Source organism: Pseudomonas sp. LBUM1679 (assembly GCF_059695565.1).
Window position 1 is genome coordinate 3,913,052 of the sequence record NZ_CP166774.1, and the last position, 22,462, is coordinate 3,935,513.

Below are 22,462 nucleotides of genomic sequence, written 5' to 3' on the forward strand. Positions count from 1 at the left end.
CGCCAGTCCCACTTATTGTCCGGAGGGCCCATGAGCCTGCACGAATTGAACACCTTCCCCGGCGTGACCGCCCAGCCTGATACCGCGACCCACAAGTTCGTGTTCAACCACACCATGCTGCGGGTCAAGGACATCACCAGGTCCCTGGATTTCTATACCCGGATCCTGGGTTTCTCGCTGGTGGAAAAGCGCGACTTCCCGGAAGCAGAATTCAGCCTGTACTTCCTGGCGCTGGTCGATAAAGACCAGATCCCGGCCGACGCCGCGGCGCGCACCGAATGGATGAAATCGATCCCCGGCATTCTCGAACTGACCCATAACCACGGCACCGAAAACGACGCCGATTTCGCCTACCACAACGGCAACACCGACCCGCGCGGTTTCGGCCACATCTGCATCTCGGTGCCGGACATCGCCGCCGCCTGCGAGCGCTTCGAGGCGCTGGGCTGCGATTTCCAGAAACGCCTGAACGACGGCCGCATGAAGAGCCTGGCGTTCATCAAGGATCCGGATGCCTACTGGGTCGAAATCATCCAGCCCGCTCCGCTCTAACGTACACCACCCCCCTGTAGGAGCTGGCTTGCCAGCGAAAGCGGAGTGTCAGTTGACATCTGCGCCGGCTGACACAATGCCTTCGCCAGCAAGCCGGCTCCTACAAAAGCGTGCAACGGCGCGCACAAAAAACCCCATGATCGATCATGGGGTTTTTGTGTTTTCAGCGTCCGGGTTTACGCCGGGGCCGAAGTCCGGATCAGGTGATCGAATGCGCTCAGGGAAGCCTTGGCCCCCTCGCCCACCGCAATCACGATCTGCTTGTACGGCACGGTCGTCACATCGCCGGCCGCAAACACCCCCGGCACCGATGTCTCACCACGGGCATCGACAATGATCTCGCCGCGCGGCGACAACTCGATGGTGCCTTTAAGCCAATCGGTGTTGGGCAGCAGACCGATCTGCACGAAGATCCCCTCCAGTTCCACCGTCCGCAGCTCGTCCGACTGACGATTCTTGTAGCGCAGTCCGTTGACCTTCTGACCATCGCCGGTCACTTCAGTGGTTTGCGCATGGGTGATCACGGTGACGTTCGGCAAGCTGTGCAACTTGCGCTGCAGGACCGCATCGGCGCGCAGTTGCACGTCGAATTCGAGCAGCGTCACATGGGATACGATGCCGGCCAGGTCGATGGCCGCTTCGACGCCGGAGTTGCCGCCGCCAATCACCGCCACCCGCTTGCCTTTGAACAGCGGACCGTCACAGTGCGGGCAGTACGCCACGCCCTTGTTGCGGTATTGCTGCTCACCGGGGACGTTCATTTCACGCCACCGCGCACCGGTCGAGAGGATCACGGTCTTGGCTTTCAATGTGGCGCCGCTGGCGAAGTGGACTTCGTTCAATTCACCGTTCTTGCCCGGCACCAGTTTGTCAGCGCGTTGCAGGTTCATGATGTCGACGTCGTACTGCTTGACGTGCTCTTCCAGGGCCACGGCCAGTTTCGGCCCTTCGGTTTCCTGCACGGAAATGAAGTTCTCGATGGCCATGGTGTCCAGCACCTGCCCACCGAAACGCTCGGCCGCGACACCGGTGCGAATGCCTTTACGGGCGGCGTAGATCGCTGCCGCAGCACCGGCCGGGCCACCGCCGACAACCAGTACGTCAAAGGCTTCTTTGGCGCTGATTTTCCCGGCCTGACGCTCGATGCCGCTGGTGTCGATCTTGGCGAGGATTTCTTCCAGGCCCATGCGACCCTGACCGAAGTTCACACCGTTGAGGTAGAGACTGGGCACGGCCATGATCTGGCGCTCGTCGACCTCGGCCTGGAATAGCGCGCCGTCGATGGCGACGTGGCGGATGTTCGGGTTCAACACGGCCATCAGGTTCAGCGCCTGGACCACGTCCGGGCAGTTCTGGCAGGACAGCGAGAAGTAGGTCTCGAAGTTGAATTCGCCCTTGAGCGAGCGGATCTGTTCGATCACGTCAACACTGGCTTTGGAGGGGTGGCCGCCGACTTGCAGCAAAGCCAACACCAGGGAGGTTAATTCGTGGCCCATGGGGATGCCGGCGAAACGCAGGCTGATATCGGCACCCGGGCGGTTGATCGAGAACGATGGCTTGCGTGCATCATCACCGTTGTCGAGCAAGGTAATCTGGCTGGAAAGACTGGCTACATCTTTCAGCAGTTCGAGCATTTCCTGGGATTTCGCACCGTCGTCGAGGGAGGCAACGATCTCGATCGGCTGGGTGACCCGTTCCAGGTACGATTTCAACTGGGCTTTAAGATTGGCGTCCAACATACGGGCGATTTCCTTTTTGAATTTGAAAAAAAACGCCCGAGCGAATCTCGCCCGGGCGTTTTTATTGGGCGGTTGCAGCTTACTTAGGTGCGGGAACCCGCCCTGATGATGCGATCCACAGACTTAGATCTTGCCGACCAGGTCCAGGGACGGAGCCAGTGTGGCCTCGCCTTCTTTCCACTTGGCTGGGCAAACCTGGCCCGGGTGAGCAGCGACGTACTGGGCTGCCTTGATTTTGCGCAGCAGTTCGGAAGCGTCACGACCCACACCACCGTCGTTCAGTTCGACGATTTTGATCTGGCCTTCAGGGTTGATCACGAAGGTGCCACGGTCAGCCAGACCGGCCTCTTCGATCAGCACGTCGAAGTTGCGGGAGATGGCGTGGGTCGGGTCACCGATCATGGTGTACTGGATTTTGCCGATGGCTGGCGACGTGTTGTGCCAGGCAGCGTGGGCAAAGTGGGTATCGGTGGAAACGCTGTAGATCTCGACGCCCAGTTTCTGGAACGCGTCGTAGTTGTCAGCCAGGTCTTCGAGTTCGGTCGGGCAAACGAAGGTGAAGTCGGCTGGGTAGAAGAACACGACAGACCACTTGCCTTTCAGGTCAGCGTCCGAAACTTTTACGAAGTCGCCATTTTTGAAGGCGTCAGCTTTGAATGGTTTAACTTGGCTGTTGATGATAGGCATCGATGACTCTCCGTCAGGGTTGAAAAGTTGATGGAATGAATCCTACCTATTCAATCCCCCGATAGCTCATTGGCAAACCTCATGCAACTGATTGGTTTTCGCTATTAGCGGACAGTATTAATAGAAGAAAACGCTCCTAGGAGCCTTTCTCAATGGATTCCCCAGCGCAACGGGGAAACAGATTGAGAACGCCCCCTAGGGGATCACGGGCTTTTCAACGATCCGGGGCATCACCGGAAACGGATTGGCCTCGACGTAGCGCATGGCCGACTTCATGTCCTTCCAGCCGACGTAACTCATCAACGATTTCAAATCCCACCCGCTCTGATGTGCCCAGGTGGCGAAGCCGCGCCGCAAGGAGTGGCTGGTGTATTGCTCAGCGGGAATTCCCGCGCGCTCCAGCGCCTGGCGCAATAACGGGATCACGCTATTGGCGTGCAACCCCTCCTCGCTCAAGTTGCCCCAGCGATCAATTGCGCGAAACACCGGACCACGGACCAGCGCGGCCGCGCTGATCCAGTCGATGTACGCCTGCACCGGACACAACCGCTGCAGGGCCGGCGTCTGATAAGTCTTGCCGAGATTTTCACGATCGCTCTTGCTGCGCGGCAGGTACAGCGTGATGCCGGCACCGGCGCTCGCTTGCACGTGCTCGATCTGCAGGCGACACAACTCATCGCTGCGAAAGCCACGCCAGAAGCCCAGCAGGATGAGTGCCGTGTCGCGCCTTGCCCGCAAGAGCGCCGGATGATCGCCTGCGGATTTTGCGGATTGCGCCTCCTGCTCCAGCCAGGCCACTGCTTGTTCGAGGTGCTGCAGCTGCAATGGCTCGGCCTGTTTCTCCTGCGCCGGATGCAGCGCGCGAATGCCCTTGAACACCTTGCGCACCACCGGCGCCTTGGTCGGGTCGGCAAAACCCTGGCTGTTGTGCCATTGCGCCAGTGCCGATAGGCGCAGCTTCAAGGTGTTGATCGACAGCTCACCGGCATACGCCACCAGGTAGCGCGCGATGCTGTCCGCCGTTGCTGGCAGAAACCCACCCCAACTGACTTCGAAGTGCTCGATGGCCGCCCGATAGCTGCGACGGGTGTTGTCGCGGGTGGCCGCTTGCAGGTAACGATCCAGCTCACTCATGAAAATGACCCGTAGGAGCGAGCTTGCTCGCGATGGACGTCAACGATGACGCTTGCTGCCTGAATGCCCGCGGCGCTCTCGGGTTTTCTGTGCCAATCCCCAAGTTGACACCGCCCCCTGTAGGAGCTGGCTTGCCAGCGAAAGCGGTGTGTCAGCCAACATATTTTTAACTGGACGGACGCCTTCGCTGGCAAGCCAGCTCCTACAGGGGATTTGTGTACCGAAATCCAGCGACGAATGCTTCAGAAACGCTCTGACACGGGGTAATACCAGTATATCCCGTGTCATTAAACAAGGCATATTTAACTTTTAAGATGGCGTGGTACAATGTGTATTTGGTGGTACGTACCACATTACGAAATCGTAGGAGAGCACATGGCCCGTGGCGGCATCAACAAAGCAGTGGTTCAAACGGCCCGCTTGGCAATCCTCGCCCGCGGTGAAAACCCGAGCATCGACGCTGTACGGATCGAAATGGGCAACACCGGCTCGAAAACCACCATTCACCGTTACCTGAAAGAACTGGATGACGGCGCTGAACCGGCCGAGTCTTCTTCCGAGCCCCTCGACGACGAGCTGGCAGGGCTGGTGTCGCACCTGGCGCAGCGCCTCAGGGAGCAGGCGCAGGAACCGATCGATCAGGCGCGGGCGCAGTTCGAGCAACAGCGAACAGTGCTTGAAACTCAGTTGACCGAAGCCCGGCAAGCCAACACGCTGCTGCAGCAGCAATACGAAATTCAAAGCCTGGCCTACACCCAGGAATCCGACGCACTGGAAAACACCCGCGCCCTGTTGCAGACCGAGCAAACCCGCAACGCCGGGCTGAACCAGGCATTGACCGATTTCGAATTACGCTTGCAAGACAAGGACGAGCAGATCCGCTCCCTTGAAGAGAAACACCTGCACACCCGCGACGCCCTGGAGCACTACCGCAACGCAGTCAAAGAGCAGCGCGAGCAGGAGCAAAGTCGCCATGAAGGCCAGGTGCAGCAGATTCAGATGGAATTGCGCCAGGCCCAGCAAAGCGCACTGGTACGCCAGGATGAAATCACCCAGCTGCACCGCGACAATGAGCGCCTGCTGACGGAGAACCGAGGAACGCTGCGGGAGTTGAGCCTGCTGCAGGAACAGCTCAAGCAAACCCACCATCGCCAGGACCAGTTGCTGGAACAGGTCAATCGCATCGACAGCGAGCGCACCCTCCTCCAGGAACGCTTGCGCACTGCTCTGCTGGAAAGTCAGTCACTCAAGCAGAGTGTCGAGGAGCACGCACAGGCCAATAAATCACTGGAAGCCGAATTGACCCAGACCCAGTCGTACCTGGAGCAACTGCGCCTGGCGGCCGTCGTTGCGACAGCGCCAGACGCAACAGAACAGCAGAAGGACGATTAACCGGCGACCGGCGACCGCATGGTGACGAACTCTTCGGCGGCCGTCGGGTGCACGCCGATGGTTTCGTCGAAGTCACGCTTGGTCGCGCCGGCCTTCAAGGCAATCGCCAGGCCCTGGACGATTTCACCGGCATCAGGGCCGACCATGTGGCAACCCAGCACCTTGTCGGTCTTGCCGTCCACCACCAGCTTCATCAGCGTGCGCTCCTGGCATTCGGTCAGGGTCAGTTTCATCGGCCGGAAACGGCTTTCGAAAATCACCACCTCGTGCCCGGCCTCCCGGGCCTCCTCCTCGGTCAAACCGACCGTGCCGATGTTCGGCAGGCTGAACACCGCCGTCGGGATCATCTTGTAATCCACCGGGCGATACTGCTCAGGCTTGAACAAGCGCCGCGCCACCGCCATGCCTTCGGCCAGCGCGACCGGTGTCAGCTGAACCCGACCGATGACATCGCCAAGCGCCAGGATCGACGGCTCGGCGGTCTGATATTGCTCGTCGACCTCGACGAAGCCTTTCTTGTCGAGCTTGACCCCGGTGTTTTCCAGCCCGAGGTTGTCCAGCATCGGACGCCGCCCGGTGGCATAAAACACACAATCGGCTTCCAGCTCGCGACCGTCCTTGAGGGTGACTTTCAGACTGCCATCAGCCTGTTTGTCGATGCGCTCGATGTCGGCGTTGAATTGCAGATCCATCCCGCGCTTGGTCAGCTCTTCCTGCAGGTGCTTGCGCACCGCACCGTCGAAGCCACGCAGGAACAGTTCACCGCGATAGAGCAAGGTGGTGTCGGCGCCCAGGCCATGGAAGATCCCGGCGAACTCGACGGCGATGTAACCGCCGCCCACCACCAGCACGCGCTTGGGCAGTTCCTTCAGGAAGAATGCCTGGTTGGAACTGATCGCATGCTCATGCCCCGCAATCTCTGGAATCTGCGGCCAGCCGCCAGTGGCAATCAGAATGTTGTTGGCGGTGTAGCGTTCGCCATTGATCTCGACCGTATGCGGGTCGACGATCTTGGCGTGACCTTCATGCAAGGTCACGCCGCTATTGACCAGCAAGTTGCGATAGATGCCGTTCAGGCGATTGATCTCGCGATCCTTGTTGGCGATCAGCGTCGCCCAATCGAACTTCGCCTCGCCCAGGGTCCAGCCAAAACCGGAAGACTGCTCGAAGTCTTCGGCGAAGTGCGCGCCGTAGACCAGCAGTTTCTTCGGCACGCAGCCGACGTTCACACAGGTACCCCCCAGGTAACGGCTCTCGGCCACGGCCACTTTCGCACCAAAACCCGCCGCAAACCGCGCAGCCCGCACACCGCCGGAACCGGCGCCAATCACATAAAGGTCAAAATCGTAGGCCATTTCTTTCTCCTCGGCAGGCTACCAGCATACCTGCGGGCGCCCATTGAGCAAGCATCACGCCGAAATGGCCGGGCCGAAATGCGCGGCCCGCCCTTTGCTTTCGATCAATGCCCCGCTGCCGGCTGCGCTTTCGGTATCCCTCGTTTTGATTCGTCCATCCTGTTACCTGAATTCCACCAGCAAAGATCCAACCAACAGCCAAACGCCACTACCAATCAACATCACAGCTTTGATTTGCAACAGACGCTTGAGATGAGGAGGGAAGTTCTTAATATCTACGGGGTCCAGTTCACCAATGCGGATTGATGTCCTTGGCATCATCACCATCCCGCTGATTTTTGCTACAAGCATGAGACATCCGAACCAACCCTGATTGCGCAGGCCAGGCCCCCAGATGTAGATATAACGACTGTTTTTCAAAGCCTCCATCATCGCGTCCAAGTGACGGCCCAAGTATAAAGAGTACGCGATACCCACAACCCCCAATAGGAATGGCCCCCCAACAACTATTATGGCAACCCAAGGTGGCCACGCGTCGATCATGGCGTTGAGCCTTCGTACAATTTTTCGCCTACAAACTCGCCCCCAACACCGCCACGATTCGTACCCACCCATGCGCCAACACCTATCACGGTTGCGACGCAGATAACTCCCCCAACTCCAGTAGAGACTCCAAGGGCCAGGCAGATAGGTCCACTGGCATATCTGCCAATCTCTCCACCGATAACACCACCAACAGTAGAGACCGCAAATCCCCCCCTTCAGTACACTTGACCTTCTCGCAAGCTTCTGCAGAACCGGTATTACAAACCTCCTGAATACTCAGCAGCGAAGACACCCCGCCGATACCAATGCCGATGTAACTACCACTCTGCATGTATTTGGCAGCACGACTGGTTGCCTCCACATGAGTGGCATAACCCGGTAACTGGCCCGGCACCCGGCTGCAACTGGAAATGCCGAGGGCCGTCTTTAACTTGGGGTGATCTCCCATAAAATTACTCAAACTTCATCAGCACATAGCCAACCAATACCCAAATTGCACTACCAACAAGCATCGCCACGTCTGTTTGTAGAAGTCGTTTGAGATGAGGAGGGAAATTTTCGATATCGATGGGGTCCACATCACCGATGCGGATATACGCCCTCGGCCACACCACCATCCCGGCAATTTTATTGATCAGTACGTAACCCCCAAACCAACCCTGATTCCGCAGGCCGGGACCCCAAATATAAATGTAACGACTGTTCTTCAAGGCTTGCATCATGGCGTCTAGATGACGCCGGCTCAGGTACAGACTGAATACAACATGTACATAAATCAGCAGAATTGGACCAGCTAGAAGCCAGAAAGCTAACCAAGATGTCCAAAATTCCTCCCTTATCACTGATGTGTTCTCTCATACAAAATTTCACCAGCTCTCTCACCTCCCGCACCAACATAAGTCGTACCCACCCATGCGCCAATACCTATCACAGTCGCGACGCAGATAACTCCTCCAACTCCTGTAGAGACTCCAAGCGCCAAGCAGATCGGACCACTGGCATGTCGAGCTATCTCGCCACCCGCAACGCCACCACCGGTGGACCCAAAAAATTTACCCCCTTCAGTAAACTTTACCTTTTCACAAGCTTCTGCAGAGCCGGTATTACAAACCTCCTGAATACTCAACAGAGAAGACACCCCACCGATACCAATGCCTATGTAACCACCACTCTGCATGTACTTGGCAGCACGACTGGTTGCCTCGACATGGGTGGAATAACCCGGTATCTGGCCCGGCGCACCAGCCTTGTCCCAGTGATGCACCAGGCTGCGACTGGAAATGCCGAGGGCCGTCTTCAACTTGGGATGATCACCCAAGGTCGTCTGCCCACGCAGGCGAGTGGAGTTCAGCAGGTGTGCATCAAGTTGGGCGAGCAGGCGCTGGCGCTCGGTGAAGAACTGCGGCGATCTGAGGTGGCCGTGCTGGCGATAGGTGTCCTGATGCAGGCGTTCCATGGCTTGAAGGGTATCGCGCAGCCGGGTCAGGTGCTTTTCCATCACCACCGCGCTGACGCCAAGCCAGGTCGAGGTCTGGCCGGTAAAACTGGCGATTTCAGCCGCGTGGCGGAACATGAAATCGGCTTCCTCCGGTGTCAGGGGATCGAGGTCCGCCTTGACCTGTTGAGCAGACTGCATCAGTAGCGCTTCCTGGTAGGTGCAGGATGTGTTGTTCGGATCGCTCAGCACGATCATCGAACCTGCTTTTAGGTCGCCTGGCTGAGGGTTGAGCGCCTGAAACTTGCTCATCACGGCCGGGTCGCGAGCGGGGAAAAGCGTCGCTTCCAATGCTTCGCGGGTCATGCTCTTGGGCACGACATAGAAGCCAGGTTCCTGGGGCTCTTCGCTATTAAAAATCGCTGGCGCTTGAGGGTTCGAAGGAGCGAAACCGGATTGACGCGGCGCTACCGAATGACGGGTAGCCGCAGGAGAGGTCGGTTGAGCGGCTCTACTGGTGGCATGCCGCGCAGGTCGTGCTTCATTCTGATAGGTGGCTGTGAACACCGAAGGGATCAGTCGCGCTTTACAGGGACAATTGCTGAAGCTGTCCAGCGTGCCAGCCACGTGTTTGCCATGACTGATAAAGTGCGAAACGCCACCGACGATCTGATAGATCTTCCCGTCCTTTCCACAAGTGACTCGATCACCTTCGCGAGCATGGGCAAGGCCATACAGCATGAGTCTGGTATCACCATCCAGGACTTTGCCACCACAGGTGGTCTTGTCATCCAAGCCAATGTAATAGCCTTCATTCATCGATTTACTTCTCCATTTCATCCGGTCGAGCCGGGAGGCTTGCGACCGTAAGTTGCGACCATTTGTTTTGAAGACATTGGCGCAGCGCGGCACTGAGAAATAATCCAGCAGCGCCACGCGTTCCTGTCAGCCCGTGATAGATGGCAGAAAATCTTCTGCCATCGGCACACCTTCACGCACCACATACAAGGCCATGCCTTGCGGCGTATTGATGATTTCATCTCCATTGCTGAGATAACTGCCAACCAGCGCAAAATGGTTACAGTCTTGTCCCGCGCCGGTGACGATCTGCGCCGTACTGCCATCGGCATACACGACGTAATCACCTTTCCTCGCTACGCGCACTATCCGATCGTTATCCAATGTGAACTCCAGCGTCGCTGTCGTTTGCTGGACCACCCCGCCGTTACGGGTTTGACTGCCCTCGGTTGCCCACCGGTAAACAGCGACGGGGGGATGAGCGATAACGTAATCCTGCTGCTGACGAATAATCGCCTGGGCCTGTTCGTCGAATTTCGCAACCTGCTGCTCCGTGAAAGGCGAGTCGTTCAGGCTGTTGAGAAATTCAGGGGAGACATCGTTGGTATACAAGGGATGCAAGGGTGTATTCATTCGCAGGATCCTTATCCTTGGGGGCTCTGGGTTACTTGCCCCTCTTCCCCCGGCAAGAGCGCCGAGCCGGGCAAATATCGGGGCGGTCATAAATGATAAGGCGGACGCTAACAGCGTCGCGGCCCCCAAGGCAGGGTCAAAAGGACGATTAGGAAATTTCGCCAAAATAAAAACTCCTTTTCCTACAACGGCGTTGTTATGGAGTTGTTATTCGGGCAAGAGAACTCTGTTTTATAGCCGGTTGATCAGCCACATCACTTTAATGTTGCGCTGATACCCAGCGTCGAGGCGATATCAATCAACGAGATGCTCCTCGGCGATCAACTCTTTCAGGGGCGGATGGAAACAGGCTGGTCTGGCTATGCGACTCTTTTTGTCAGCAGGCCACAACAAAAAATGCCCCGTATCTTTCGATACGGAGCATTTTCATGAATCGCCGCGCAGAGGTTTTCACCCTGCCTGCGGGCAGCCTTTCATTACAAGCAGCTCAAGCTATCAGTAAGCCTTGCCGGTCTTGTAGAAGTTCTCGAAGCAGAAGTTGGTCGCGTCGATGTAGCCTTCGGCGCCACCGCAGTCGAAACGCTTGCCCTTGAACTTGTAGGCCATCACGCAGCCGTTTTGCGCCTGCTTCATCAGGGCGTCGGTGATCTGGATTTCACCACCCTTGCCTGGCTCGGTCTGTTCGATCAGGTCGAAGATGTCCGGGGTCAGGATGTAGCGGCCGATGATCGCCAGGTTCGACGGCGCGTCTTCCGGCTTTGGCTTCTCGACCATGCTGTGCACGCGGTAGATGTCGTCGCGGATCATTTCGCCAGCGATCACGCCGTACTTGTGGGTTTCCTGCGGATCGACTTCCTGGATGGCGACGATCGAGCAGCGGAATTGCTTGTACAGCTTGACCATCTGGGTCAGTACGCCGTCACCGTCGAGGTTGACGCACAAGTCATCCGCCAGGACCACGGCGAAAGGTTCGTCGCCGATCAGTGGGCGGCCGGTCAGGATCGCATGACCCAGGCCTTTCATTTCGGTCTGGCGCGTGTAGGAGAACGAGCAGTTGTCGAGCAGCTTGCGGATGCCGACCAGGTATTTTTCCTTGTCGGTGCCCTTGATCTGGTTTTCCAGCTCGTAGCTGATGTCGAAGTGGTCTTCCAGGGCGCGTTTACCGCGACCGGTGACGATGGAGATTTCGGTCAACCCGGCGTCCAGTGCTTCTTCGACGCCGTACTGGATCAGTGGCTTGTTTACCACCGGCAGCATTTCTTTGGGCATGGCTTTGGTCGCTGGGAGGAAGCGAGTGCCGTAACCGGCTGCTGGGAACAAGCATTTCTTGATCATATAAGTCCTTGAAAGGGCTGTGTGTTCGAGTTTCGGCGCAGTCTAATCAGGCGGCGCGCACCTTACAATGCCCCGCGCTGGCTAACCGATGCCATCATAGAGAAATATTCACGCGGATAGTTCCGCATAACGTTCTGCAGATATTCCGCCGCCCTCTATAAATAGCAGAGGTTGGCAGACTTGCACGGCCATCGACCGGACAGGCAACCGCACCACCATACGCCCATCAGCACCCGTTGGCTGCATTTGGCGCTATCATTGCGCGATTGAACCAGCCAACGAGGCAGATAGATGTCGGTAGCAAAGAGCGTCAACGGGTACCTGATCAACCAGGCGAAAGACGGCCAGTGGTGGGTCGACAGCGTCGGCGGCGAGAATATCGCCGGACCGTTCCCCAGCGAAGCGTTGGCGATTGAAGTGGCATCGGTGTTGCAAGACCAGCCTGCAGCCCCTAAACGCCGTGGCAAGGACAAGAGCTGATCCGCCCTGTCCACACAGCCCTGCTTCACGCAGGGCTTTTTTGTGATTGCCCGCGGCGAAGTGGCCAATCGCTATAACCTTTTGCAGCCAGCGCTGTCACAGGCTTAGCCCCATCATCCCGACGACGACCACCCACATGAATAGATTTTTGCCAATGATTGCGCTTCTGGCCCTTGCCGGTTGCGCCACGTCGGAAACGACTTACCTGCACAACGGCGAACAGGGCCTGACGATCGACTGCTCCGGGGAGGCCAACTCCTGGGCCACCTGCTACGAAATGGCTGACGCCTCCTGCGCGGGCACCGGCTACAACATCGTCGGGACGGATGGCTCACCTTCGACCAGGGAAAGCGACAAGACCCTGGGCGTGGATGTAGGCAATTACAAGAACCGCAGCGTGGTGGTGGTCTGCAAGTAAGGCACCCTGCCCCTACATGTGGATCTCGGCGAACTTGATCCCCAGGCCGCGCACGGTCTCGATCAAGTCATCGAGACCAGCGAAGGATTCGACTTCGTCGTTGTCATCCACCAGGAAAAAACTGCGCCCGGCGCTTTTCTTGAAAAACACGATCCATTCCCCCGGGTTCGCCGGGTTCTGAATCACGTGGGTGGCAGAGATATGACCCTCTGCATGGCACTTGCGTACCTGCTCTCGCTTCATGCTCGACTCCAGAAATGACAATGCGGTCCTGCCAATGCGATCCACTGGTAGGAGCGAGCTTGCTCGCGATGGTCGTTAACGATAACGCGTACTGACTGGCTAAACGCGGCGCTCTTAAGTCCTTCGCGAGCAAGCTCGCTCCTACATAAACGCGGCGCTGTTGAGTCCATCGTCCGCACGACGCCCCGAGCGAGGTTGCTCCCGTCCATCAGCCGGAAATGCACGCAGTGGCGGCATCGCGTACATCCTGGGGGCGCAACGGCACATTGGAGATGCGTTCGTGCAACTTGATGCTGCTGCCGCTGGAGCGCTCTTCGATGTCGAATACCGCCGCCGGGCCCGAGGAAAGCTTCTGCGGCACGATCACCCGCACACCATCCTTCTGCGGCTCGACCTGCAGGGCGCCACGGCTGTCGGCCAGTTTCCCGGTCAGGCACTGCGCATATTCATGGGGTTTCTTGCCTGAAATCACACTCATGGTAGGCAGCGTCTGACTGATATCCGAGACACTCGCACAACCACTCATCGCCACTACCAATGGCAGGATCCATATACCCCATTTCATGTTAAATCTCCAATAAAGAGCCTCCGACCGCATAAACGCGGTTTTTCTCCGAGGCTCGTTGCGTTTATCGCGCAGGGAATCGCGAATAACTGTTTTTAATTGTCAAAGCACGCCTCGACGACCGGATAATAACCTGTTCGGGCTGATAAACTGCGCCAATCGCCCATGCTATCGTTTTGATTTTGTAGAAAAAGCCCTTCTGGAGGCGCCCATGAAATTTATCCACCAGCGCGAGCACCTCAACGAAGACGACATCGTCGTCATTCAATGCTCGCAAACCTGCAACATCCGCTTGATGAACGACGCCAATTTCCGCAGTTTCAAGAATGGCGGTCGTCACACTTACCACGGCGGTGCGTTCGACACCTTCCCGGCGCGTATTACGGCGCCGAGCACCGGTTTCTGGAACATCACCATCGACACGGTCAACAGCCGGCCGATCAGCGTGACCCGCAAACCGACCCTGACTCATTCGATCAAGATCATCCGCCGCTCCAGCTCGAAACTGAGCTGAGTGACGCGACCACCCACAGACAAGCAGGTATGACCGTGGCTCAAACGACCAAGTACGTCATCAAATACAAACTCAACGGCGAGCGCCGCTTCGAATTTGCCCAGCTTGAAAACGGCACTGAAGCAGAAGCCAAAGTCGCGCTGGACGCCATTCATGGCCAGGGTGACGACGTCATCAGCGAAATCAGCGTCAGCAAAGCGCTGTAACGCAATCCAGAGCGAGGAATTCGACCGCAAGCGCCGGAGTGTTCGCGCCGGCAGCGCGCCCTAGACTGGCGACCTCAACCCTGGTCAAGGCGTCAGAACATGTCCGCTTCCTCGATTCGCTCTATCAGCGGCACTGCCGATCGCGAGGCGCGACGATGAGCGAGCCACTTCTCGAAGGACTGGATTGGCCAACCCTGGAGCAGCAACTGGATCAGGATGGCTGCGCGATCATCCGATCGCTCTTGAGTGGCCAGACGTGCGATGCAGTCAGCGCCCTGTACCCCCGGTCAGAACCGTTCCGCTCGCAAGTGATCATGGCTCGTCACGGTTTTGGCCGTGGCGAGTACAAATACTTCAGATATCCTTTGCCCGATGTCGTCGTCCGCTTGCGCAGTGCGCTCTACCCTCGCCTGGTGCCGATTGCCAATCGCTGGTACGAACGCATGGCGCTGCCGACCCGCTTCCCGGCGACGCACGAAGCTTTTCTCGAACGCTGCCATGCCGCCGGTCAGGAACGCCCGACCCCGTTGTTGCTGCAATATGGGCCGCAGGATTACAACTGCTTGCATCAGGATCTGTACGGTGAACAGGTGTTCCCGCTGCAAGTGGCGATTCTGCTGTCAGCGCCGGACGAGGATTTCACCGGCGGCGAGTTCGTGCTGACCGAACAGCGTCCACGGATGCAGTCGCGGCCTCAGGTCATCGGCTTGAAGAAAGGCGACGGGCTGATCTTTGCGGTCAATCACCGACCGGTCAAAGGCGTTCGTGGCTATTACCGCGTGACCCTGCGCCACGGCGTGAGTCGCCTGCACAGCGGAAAACGGCATACCCTTGGAATCATTTTTCACGATGCCTCATGAGCCCATGTCCCCGATCACTTTCGACCTGTTTGCCGATGCTGAACCCGAGCAGCAGCCCCGGCGCGAACAGATTGGCGAACAGTCTTTCGTCCTGAGGGGCTTTGCCCTGCCCTGGCTGGACCGGTTGCTGCCCGCGCTGGACACAGTGCTGGCCGCTGCGCCGTTGCGCCAGATGGTCACGCCGGGCGGCTTCACCATGTCGGCGGCCATGAGCAGTTGCGGCACATGGGGCTGGACCACCGACCGCAGCGGCTACCGCTACACCCGCCATGACCCGCGGACCGGGCAACCCTGGCCAGCGATGCCCGAGGCATTTTTCGAATTGGCCCAGGCGGCGGCGCGTGAAGCAGGGTTTGCCGGTTTCGTGCCTGATGCCTGCCTGATCAACCGTTATGTCCCCGGCGCGAAGATGTCATTGCACCAGGACAAGGACGAAGCCTGCCTCGCAGCGCCGATTGTGTCGGTGTCGCTGGGGTTGCCGGCGATGTTCCTGTTCGGCGGCTTCGAGCGCAGTGACAAAAGCCAGCGAGTGCCGTTGCTGCATGGCGACATCGTGATCTGGGGCGGCGTCGATCGCCTGCGTTATCACGGGGTGTTGCCGATCAAGGCCGGCCAGCATTCGCGCCTGGGTGAGCAACGCATCAACTTCACCTTTCGCACTGCCAGATGACGACCTCGAATTCGACCACAAGACCCGGAGTGCAGCCACCCCTGCGGCTGGTTAATCTGGATCAAACGGACCAACGGATATGACGCCATGACCAGTCACTCGCCAATTATCGCCACCGAGCATGACCCGCGCTGGGCCGCTGTCGTCGCGCGTGATCCTCGCGCCGACGGGCAGTTTGTCTATGCCGTGAAAACCACCGGTATCTACTGTCGCCCCAGCAGCCTGGCGCGCTTGCCGAAACCGCAGAATGTCGAATTCTTCGACACCGCCGCGCAAGCCGAGGCGGCGGGTTATCGTCCGAGCAAACGGGCGGCCAAGGACCACAGCGAGGTCGCCGCACAACATGCCCTGACGGTGGCCGCCGCTTGCCGCCAGATCGAAACCGCCGAACACTTGCCCGCGCTGGGCGAGCTGGCCCAGGCTGCGGGCCTCAGCAGCTTTCACTTCCATCGGGTGTTCAAGACCGTGACCGGGCTGACACCCAAGGGTTATGCCACGGCCCATCGTTCCCGCAAGGTCCGTGAGCGTTTGACCGATGGCGGTTCGGTGACCGACGCGCTGTATGACGCCGGCTTCAACTCCAACAGTCGATTTTACGAGGCGGCGGATCAGTTGCTGGGCATGAAACCCGGCGATTACCGCGCAGCCGGTCAGAATACCGACATTCGTTTTGCCGTCGGCCAGTGTTCCCTGGGCGCGATCCTGGTGGCGCAAAGTACACGCGGGGTATGCGCGATCCTGCTCGGCGATGATCCGCACCAACTGGTCTGTGACCTGCAGGACAAGTTTCGGCGGGCCAACCTGATTGGTGCCGATCGTGAGTTCGAGCAGCTGATTGCCAGGGTCGTCGGTTTTATCGAAGCCCCGGCCATCGGCCTGGACTTGCCGCTGGATGTTCGCGGTACGGCGTTTCAGGAGCGGGTCTGGCAAGCGCTGCGGGAGATTCCGGCCGGCAGCACCGCCAGCTACGCCGATATCGCCCAGCGCATCGGCGCACCGAAAGCCGTGCGCGCCGTGGCTCAAGCCTGTGGCGCGAACAGCCTGGCGGTGGCGATTCCGTGCCACCGCGTGGTGCGCAGTGATGGTAATTTGTCGGGGTATCGGTGGGGGGTGGAGCGCAAGCGGCAGTTGTTGGAGCGGGAGGGGCTGTAGATCAATCGATCAAAGATCAAAAGATCAAAAGATCAAAAGATCAAAAGATCAAAAGATCAAAAGATCGCAGCCTCGCTTCGCGAGACAGCTCCTACGCACACAGCCCCCCTGCACAAGCCGGTGTTGTCGTCCCTGCCCTGTTTTCATGTTGGAGAATTCTGCAATGAGCCAATGGCCAGATACCCGCATTCTTGATCTGCTCGGAATCGAACTGCCGATCATCCAGGCGCCCATGGCCGGCGCCACGACCTCGGCCATGGTGATCGCGGCGAGCAACGCCGGCGGACTGGGCTCGATGCCCGCCGCCATGCTGAGCATCGAGCAGTTGCGTGAGGAATTGAAGACGATTCGCCAGCACAGCCAGCGACCGATCAACGTCAACTTCTTCTGTCATCAATCTCCGGCGGTCGATGAGCAACGCGCCCGGGACTGGAAACATCTGCTGGCGCCTTACTACCGCGAACTGGGCGTCGACTTTGAAGCGCCGACACCGGTGTCCAACCGTGCGCCATTCGATAACGCGGCGTGCGAAGTGATCGAAGCGCTGCGTCCCGAAGTCGTGAGTTTTCACTTCGGCCTGCCGGAAAAAACCTTGCTGGATCGGGTGAAAGCGACCGGGGCCAAAGTGCTGTCTTCAGCCACCACCGTCGAAGAAGCCCTCTGGCTTGAGCAGCAGGGCTGTGATGCGATCATCGCCATGGGTTATGAAGCGGGTGGTCACCGCGGGATGTTCCTCAGCGACGACCTGAGCAGCCAGGTCGGCCTCTTCGCCCTGGTGCCGCAGATCGTCGACGCCGTGAACGTGCCGGTCATCGCCGCTGGCGGCATAACCGATGCGCGAGGCGTCGCGGCGGCATTTGTGCTCGGGGCATCGGCGGTGCAAGTGGGCACCGCGTATTTGTTCACGCCAGAGGCCAAGGTCAGCGCCTCTCACCACAAGGCCCTGCGCACGGCCAGGGCGAGCGAGACCGCCATGACCAACATTTTTACCGGTCGCCCGGCACGGGGCATTCTCAACCGGGTCATGCGCGAACTCGGTCCGATGAGCGATAAAGCACCGGCCTTCCCGCTGGCAGGGGGGGCGCTGATGCCGTTGCGGGCCAAGGGGGAAGCGGATTTCAGCAACTTGTGGGCCGGGCAGGCGTTTACCCTGGGGGTTGAAATGAGCACGGCGCAGCTGACCCGCAAGCTGGCGGATGAAGGATTGGCAAGATTGATTAACCGCTAAAAGCCGGCCCCCGATTCTCCGACATGATCATCTGTGTACAAATGATTGCGAAAAACGCCGCCCCCTGTAGGAGCCGGCTTGCCGGCGAAGGCGTCCTCATGGGCGCGGCAAGACTTGAAGCCGTCTTCGCTGGCAAGCCAGCTCCTACATGATCACCTGCATACCGATAAATTGTGGTCAACGCCAAACCCTGTAGGAGCCGGCTTGCCGGCGAAGGCGTCTTAATGGGCGCTGCAAGGCTCGAGGCCGCCTTCGCTGCGGTGCGGCGATCCGACAAACCATTTCTACAACGTTCCGTTTACAGGCATTTCGCTATATATTCCGCTATATAGCGTTTCCCCCCTTGCTGTATTTGCCTATAGCGGAGCCGTTTCATGACCATTCGCGCCTCACGTTTTGCCCCCACCTGCCTTTCGAGCCTGATCGCTGTGTTCGCCTCGGGTTCTGCGCAGGCGGACGAAGTCCAGGTCGCCGTCGCGGCCAACTTCACGGCGCCGATCCAGGCCATCGCGGCTGATTTCGAGAAAGACACCGGGCACAAACTGGTCACCTCCTTTGGTGCAACCGGCCAGTTCTACACTCAGATCAAGAATGGCGCGCCGTTCGAAGTGTTCCTCTCGGCCGACGACACTGCCCCGCAAAAACTTGAAACCGAAGGCGACACCGTCAAGGGTTCGCGCTTCACCTATGCCATCGGCACCCTGGCGCTGTGGTCGGCCAAAGAAGGCTACGTCGACGCCAAGGGCAAAGTGCTCAGCGACAATCAGTATCAGCATCTGTCCATCGCCAACCCGAAAGCCGCACCCTACGGCCTGGCTGCGACCCAGGTGCTGGCCAAGCTGGGCCTGACCGACAAGGTCAAAGCCAAGATCGTCGAAGGCCAGAACATCACCCAGGCCTATCAGTTCGTCTCTACCGGCAACGCCGAACTGGGCTTCGTGGCCTTGTCGCAGATCTACAAAGACGGCAAAGTCACCGGCGGTTCGGCCTGGATCGTTCCGGCCGAGATGCACGACCCGATCAAACAGGATGCGGTGATCCTCAACAAAGGCAAGGACAACCCGGCCGCCAAGGCGCTGGTTGACTACCTCAAGGGCCCGAAAGCCGCCGCCGTCATCAAGTCCTACGGTTACCAACTCTAAATGACCCTATCGAGTGCCGACTTTTCCGCCATCTGGCTGACCCTGAAACTGGCGTCGCTGACCACGATCATCCTGCTGATCATCGGCACTCCGATTGCGTTATGGCTGTCGCGCACCCAATCCTGGCTGCGCGGTCCGGTCGGGGCGATCGTCGCCCTGCCCCTGGTGCTGCCGCCTACGGTCATTGGCTTTTATTTGTTGCTTGCGCTCGGCCCCCACGGGTTTGTCGGCCAGTTCACCCAATCCCTGGGGCTCGGCACCCTCACCTTCAGTTTTGCGGGGCTGGTGATCGGCTCGGTGTTGTACTCGATGCCATTCGTGGTCCAGCCGCTGCAAAATGCTTTTTCCGCCATCGGCACCCGCCCCCTGGAAGTGGCCGCGACCTTGCGCGCCAATCCCTGGGACACTTTTTTCAGCGTGATCCTGCCCCTGGCCCGGCCGGGTTTCATCACCGCGGCCATCCTCGGTTTCGCCCACACCGTCGGCGAGTTCGGCGTGGTGCTGATGATCGGCGGCAATATTCCCGACAAGACCCGGGTGGTCTCGGTGCAGATCTACGACCACGTCGAGGCCATGGAATACGCCCAGGCCCACTGGCTGGCCGGGGCGATGCTGGTGTTCTCGTTTGCCGTGTTGCTGGCGCTCTACTCCAGCCGCAAAACCAAAGCGGGCTGGAGCTGATCGATGATTCATACGCGCTTGAAACTGAAATATTCGGGGTTTGCCCTGAATGTGGATTTGCAATTGCCCGGTCGTGGCGTCACCGCGCTATACGGTCACTCCGGCTCGGGCAAGACCACTTGCCTGCGCTGCATTGCCGGCCTGGAACGGGCCGAACAGGGCTTTGTAAAGGTCAACGATGAAGTCTGGCAGGACAGCGACAAGCAGATTTTCGTCCCGCCGCACAAACGCGCACTGGGTTATGTCTTTCAGGAAGCCAGCCTGTTTCCCCATCTGTCGGTGCTGGCCAACCTGGAATTCGGCCTGAAGCGAATCCCGAAACCACAACGCCGGGTCGATATGATTCACGCGACCGAACTGCTCGGGATTGGCCATCTGCTGGATCGCCATCCACAACACCTTTCCGGCGGTGAACGGCAACGGGTCGGCATCGCCCGCGCCCTCCTCACCAGCCCGAAACTGCTGCTGATGGACGAACCGCTGGCGGCGCTGGACAGCCAACGCAAAGGCGAAATCCTGCCTTACCTGCAACGGTTGCACGATGAACTGGACATCCCGGTGCTGTATGTCAGCCACTCCCAGGACGAAGTCGCGCGGCTGGCCGACCACATCGTCCTGCTCAGCAACGGCAAGGCGCTGGCCAGCGGGCCGATCGGCGAAACCCTGGCGCGGCTCGACCTGCCCCTGGCACTGGGCGATGACGCGGGCGTGGTGATCGAGGGGCATGTCAGTGCCTATGACCCGGAGTATCAACTCCTGACGCTGCAGCTGCCAGGCACCGCCCTGAACATTCGCGTGGCGCACACGCCGATGGACGCGGGCCAGGCACTGCGCTGCAAGGTTCAGGCACGGGATGTCAGCCTGAGCCTGCACAGCGTCGAGCAAAGCAGCATTCTCAATCGCCTGCCGGTCACCGTGATCAGTGAGATGGGCGCCGACAATGCCGCTCACGTGCTGATCCGCCTGGACGCCGCCGGCACGCCGCTGCTGGCGCGCATCACCCGCTACTCCCGGGACCAGTTGCGCGTGCACCCCGGCCAGCAACTCTGGGCTCAGATCAAGGCGGTCGCCGTGCTGGCATAACTTGGCTGGCACCACTGCAACGGCATGCGGTCAATGGCAATAACGGCCCCTGATTCGTCGCAAGGACTACCGCCATGCCCGATACCGTATCGCCCGACGTGCTGCCGCCCGATTTGCATTACGTCGATGACACCCTGCCCGGAATCACCCGCCGGAAGCTGCGCGGCAAGTTCTGCTACTTCGATCCAACGGGCCGGCGCATCACCGACCCGGATGAAATCAAGCGCATCAACGCCCTCGCCGTGCCCCCGGCCTACACCGATGTGTGGATCTGCGCCGACCCGCGCGGGCACCTGCAAGCCACCGGACGCGATGCTCGGGGTCGCAAGCAATACCGTTATCACGCACGCTGGCGGGAAGTGCGCGATGCCGATAAATACTCGCGCCTGCGCGACTTCGGGCGCGCCTTGCCCAAGCTGCGCCGACAGCTGGAAACGCTGTTGGCGGCGCCGGGTTTCAGTCGGGACAAGGTCATGGCCACGGTCATCACCTTGCTCGATGCGACATTGATCCGGGTCGGCAATACGCAATATGCGCGGGATAACCGCTCCTACGGCCTGACCACCCTGCGCAGCCGACACGTCGAGGTCAATGGCAGTGCGATCCTGTTCCAGTTCCGCGGCAAAAGCGGCGTTGAACATCAGATCACCGTCAAAGACCGGCGCCTGGCGCGGATCGTCAAGCGCTGCCAGGAAATCCCCGGGCAAAACCTGTTTCAGTATCTGGATGAAAATGGCGAGCGGCATAGCATCAGCTCCTCCGACGTCAACACCTACCTGCAAACCCTGACCGGCGCCGACTTCACCGCCAAGGATTACCGCACCTGGGCTGGCAGCGTCCTGGCGTTGTCGGTATTGCGTCATTTGCAATGGGAGCCGGAGTCGGACGCCAAGCGCCATGTGGTGGAGATGGTCAAGAACGTCGCCCGGCAACTGGGCAACACCCCGGCGGTCTGCCGCAAGTGCTACATCCACCCGGCAGTGCTCGACGGATTTCTCCTGGGGGCCCTGGCCGAGTTGCCGCGCCCCAGAACACGCAAAGGACTCAGGGCCGAGGAAGTCGGACTGGCGACTTTTCTCGAGAACATGATCGCTGCCGCGGACAAAACCTGACTGGCGGTACGCCGCAGATTCAGCCGACGAACTGCCCGTTGATTTTTTTGCATGATCGCAAATGGCTTCTATGCTTGTTCTGGACACGTTTCACCTGCGGTGACGCAGTTGAACGCCAGGTCGCAGATAACCGCCCGACAAGGCTCAAGTCCGGGTCTATACTGAAAAAGGCTGAAGGATCAGCGACCCCATCGGTAGAAAGCTCGCTCCCAGCGGGCTTTTTGCTAGCACTGACAAGGTATCTTCAACGGAGGTGTTTGCCATGTCCGAAAAAGAGTCCATCACCACCCTGCTCACCCTGCTTGACTCTCGCCAGGCTCGCTTGGCTGCGGCGTGCAAGGAAATCGCCGACTGGGTCGACCATCAAGGCGGGCACCCGACTGCACTCAGAATTCGTGATCGGCTGAATGACATCGAGAAGGACACGCCACTGATCCGCAACACGCTGTCTTCGCTCCAACCTGTCGACCCGCCCCTGCCGCGGTTCAGATGAGTGGATCTG

At 59.2% G+C, this 22,462-nt stretch carries 26 protein-coding genes; 15 read left to right on the forward strand and 11 right to left on the reverse strand.

Translation table 11 applies throughout. The features are described 5' to 3' along the window. Positions 1-30: 30 nt before the first annotated feature. Positions 31-552: a lactoylglutathione lyase gene (gene gloA / locus ACA062_RS17695; RefSeq protein WP_497452261.1), complete on the forward strand. Its 522-nt coding sequence runs from the start codon at positions 31-33 to the stop codon at positions 550-552. Between the two features lie 176 nt (positions 553-728). Here the strand turns inward: gloA and ahpF are convergent, their stop codons facing one another. From ahpF to ACA062_RS17710, 3 genes are all read right to left on the reverse strand, one after another. After that, complete coding sequence (gene ahpF, locus ACA062_RS17700; protein WP_497452262.1) at positions 729-2,291, reverse strand: alkyl hydroperoxide reductase subunit F; 1,563 nt, start codon at positions 2,289-2,291, stop codon at positions 729-731. A 123-nt stretch (positions 2,292-2,414) separates the two neighbouring features. Then, the gene (gene ahpC / locus ACA062_RS17705; RefSeq protein WP_007975937.1) at positions 2,415-2,978 is read right to left on the reverse strand and encodes an alkyl hydroperoxide reductase subunit C; all 564 of its coding nucleotides are present in this window, start codon (positions 2,976-2,978) and stop codon (positions 2,415-2,417) included. Between the two features lie 195 nt (positions 2,979-3,173). Then, positions 3,174-4,112, reverse strand: coding sequence for a site-specific integrase (locus tag ACA062_RS17710; protein WP_497452263.1), 939 nt, complete (start codon positions 4,110-4,112; stop codon positions 3,174-3,176). Positions 4,113-4,487: 375 nt separating this feature from the next. On the opposite strand from ACA062_RS17710, the gene ACA062_RS17715 reads away from it, so the two are divergent. After that, positions 4,488-5,504, forward strand: a complete 1,017-nt coding sequence (locus tag ACA062_RS17715) for a DNA-binding protein (RefSeq protein WP_497452264.1) — start codon at positions 4,488-4,490, stop codon at positions 5,502-5,504. On the opposite strand, the gene gorA is transcribed toward ACA062_RS17715, so the two are convergent. The 6 genes from gorA to galU all read right to left on the reverse strand — a co-directional run bounded on the left by gorA (position 5,501) and on the right by galU (position 11,606). Beyond that, positions 5,501-6,859, reverse strand: a complete 1,359-nt coding sequence (gorA, locus tag ACA062_RS17720; RefSeq protein ID WP_497452265.1) for a glutathione-disulfide reductase — start codon at positions 6,857-6,859, stop codon at positions 5,501-5,503. The genes ACA062_RS17715 and gorA overlap by 4 nt on opposite strands. Before the next feature lie 162 nt (positions 6,860-7,021). Then, positions 7,022-7,402 carry a hypothetical protein gene (locus tag ACA062_RS17725; protein ID WP_497452266.1) on the reverse strand — a complete coding sequence of 127 codons (381 nt, stop codon included), beginning with the start codon at positions 7,400-7,402 and terminating at the stop codon, positions 7,022-7,024. 455 nt (positions 7,403-7,857) lie between these two features. Continuing rightward, on the reverse strand, positions 7,858-8,115 hold the full coding sequence (locus ACA062_RS17730) for a hypothetical protein (RefSeq protein WP_497452267.1): 258 nt from the start codon (positions 8,113-8,115) through the stop codon (positions 7,858-7,860). Positions 8,116-8,243: 128 nt separating this feature from the next. After that, positions 8,244-9,659 (reverse strand): PAAR domain-containing protein, encoded by a 1,416-nt coding sequence (locus ACA062_RS17735; RefSeq protein WP_497457444.1) that lies wholly within the window; start codon positions 9,657-9,659, stop codon positions 8,244-8,246. A 126-nt stretch (positions 9,660-9,785) separates the two neighbouring features. Further along, positions 9,786-10,271, reverse strand: a complete 486-nt coding sequence (locus tag ACA062_RS17740) for a hypothetical protein (RefSeq protein ID WP_497452268.1) — start codon at positions 10,269-10,271, stop codon at positions 9,786-9,788. A 495-nt stretch (positions 10,272-10,766) separates the two neighbouring features. Continuing rightward, positions 10,767-11,606, reverse strand: a complete 840-nt coding sequence (gene galU / locus ACA062_RS17745) for a UTP--glucose-1-phosphate uridylyltransferase GalU (protein ID WP_064678069.1) — start codon at positions 11,604-11,606, stop codon at positions 10,767-10,769. A 291-nt stretch (positions 11,607-11,897) separates the two neighbouring features. Here galU and ACA062_RS17750 point away from each other — a divergent pair, with 291 nt between their 5' ends. Together ACA062_RS17750 and ACA062_RS17755 are read left to right on the forward strand one after the other, a co-directional pair. After that, positions 11,898-12,086 (forward strand): hypothetical protein, encoded by a 189-nt coding sequence (locus tag ACA062_RS17750; protein WP_338919153.1) that lies wholly within the window; start codon positions 11,898-11,900, stop codon positions 12,084-12,086. A gap of 136 nt (positions 12,087-12,222) precedes the next feature. After that, entirely contained in the window at positions 12,223-12,504 is a 282-nt protein-coding gene (locus tag ACA062_RS17755; protein WP_497452269.1) for a hypothetical protein, read from the forward strand. A gap of 12 nt (positions 12,505-12,516) precedes the next feature. On the opposite strand, the gene ACA062_RS17760 is transcribed toward ACA062_RS17755, so the two are convergent. Both ACA062_RS17760 and ACA062_RS17765 read right to left on the reverse strand, forming a co-directional pair. Then, positions 12,517-12,747 carry a hypothetical protein gene (locus tag ACA062_RS17760; RefSeq protein ID WP_497452270.1) on the reverse strand — a complete coding sequence of 77 codons (231 nt, stop codon included), beginning with the start codon at positions 12,745-12,747 and terminating at the stop codon, positions 12,517-12,519. 208 nt (positions 12,748-12,955) lie between these two features. After that, positions 12,956-13,312 (reverse strand): hypothetical protein, encoded by a 357-nt coding sequence (locus tag ACA062_RS17765; protein WP_497452271.1) that lies wholly within the window; start codon positions 13,310-13,312, stop codon positions 12,956-12,958. A gap of 211 nt (positions 13,313-13,523) precedes the next feature. Between ACA062_RS17765 and ACA062_RS17770 the strand changes: the two genes are divergently transcribed. The 11 genes from ACA062_RS17770 to ACA062_RS17820 all read left to right on the forward strand — a co-directional run bounded on the left by ACA062_RS17770 (position 13,524) and on the right by ACA062_RS17820 (position 22,453). Continuing rightward, a complete protein-coding gene (locus ACA062_RS17770) occupies positions 13,524-13,826 on the forward strand; it encodes a DUF1883 domain-containing protein (protein ID WP_497452272.1) in 303 nt (100 codons plus the stop codon). 29 nt (positions 13,827-13,855) lie between these two features. Continuing rightward, positions 13,856-14,032 (forward strand): hypothetical protein, encoded by a 177-nt coding sequence (locus ACA062_RS17775; RefSeq protein ID WP_168187367.1) that lies wholly within the window; start codon positions 13,856-13,858, stop codon positions 14,030-14,032. 155 nt (positions 14,033-14,187) lie between these two features. Then, positions 14,188-14,892, forward strand: a complete 705-nt coding sequence (locus ACA062_RS17780) for a 2OG-Fe(II) oxygenase (protein WP_497452273.1) — start codon at positions 14,188-14,190, stop codon at positions 14,890-14,892. After that, positions 14,882-15,562 (forward strand): DNA oxidative demethylase AlkB, encoded by a 681-nt coding sequence (gene alkB, locus ACA062_RS17785; protein WP_497452274.1) that lies wholly within the window; start codon positions 14,882-14,884, stop codon positions 15,560-15,562. The genes ACA062_RS17780 and alkB overlap by 11 nt, the downstream gene beginning before the upstream one ends. An 87-nt stretch (positions 15,563-15,649) precedes the next feature. Further along, positions 15,650-16,714: a bifunctional DNA-binding transcriptional regulator/O6-methylguanine-DNA methyltransferase Ada gene (gene ada, locus ACA062_RS17790; RefSeq protein ID WP_497452275.1), complete on the forward strand. Its 1,065-nt coding sequence runs from the start codon at positions 15,650-15,652 to the stop codon at positions 16,712-16,714. A gap of 163 nt (positions 16,715-16,877) precedes the next feature. Further along, a complete protein-coding gene (locus ACA062_RS17795) occupies positions 16,878-17,942 on the forward strand; it encodes an NAD(P)H-dependent flavin oxidoreductase (RefSeq protein ID WP_497452276.1) in 1,065 nt (354 codons plus the stop codon). A 374-nt stretch (positions 17,943-18,316) separates the two neighbouring features. Further along, positions 18,317-19,084, forward strand: coding sequence for a molybdate ABC transporter substrate-binding protein (modA, locus tag ACA062_RS17800; RefSeq protein WP_497452277.1), 768 nt, complete (start codon positions 18,317-18,319; stop codon positions 19,082-19,084). Next, on the forward strand, positions 19,085-19,765 hold the full coding sequence (modB, locus tag ACA062_RS17805; RefSeq protein WP_497452278.1) for a molybdate ABC transporter permease subunit: 681 nt from the start codon (positions 19,085-19,087) through the stop codon (positions 19,763-19,765). Positions 19,766-19,768: 3 nt separating this feature from the next. Then, positions 19,769-20,848: a molybdenum ABC transporter ATP-binding protein gene (gene modC / locus ACA062_RS17810; RefSeq protein WP_497452279.1), complete on the forward strand. Its 1,080-nt coding sequence runs from the start codon at positions 19,769-19,771 to the stop codon at positions 20,846-20,848. Positions 20,849-20,922: 74 nt separating this feature from the next. Then, positions 20,923-21,960 (forward strand): DNA topoisomerase IB, encoded by a 1,038-nt coding sequence (locus ACA062_RS17815; protein WP_497452280.1) that lies wholly within the window; start codon positions 20,923-20,925, stop codon positions 21,958-21,960. Between the two features lie 262 nt (positions 21,961-22,222). Then, positions 22,223-22,453 (forward strand): hypothetical protein, encoded by a 231-nt coding sequence (locus tag ACA062_RS17820; RefSeq protein ID WP_497452281.1) that lies wholly within the window; start codon positions 22,223-22,225, stop codon positions 22,451-22,453. The last annotated feature ends 9 nt before the right edge of the window (positions 22,454-22,462 follow it).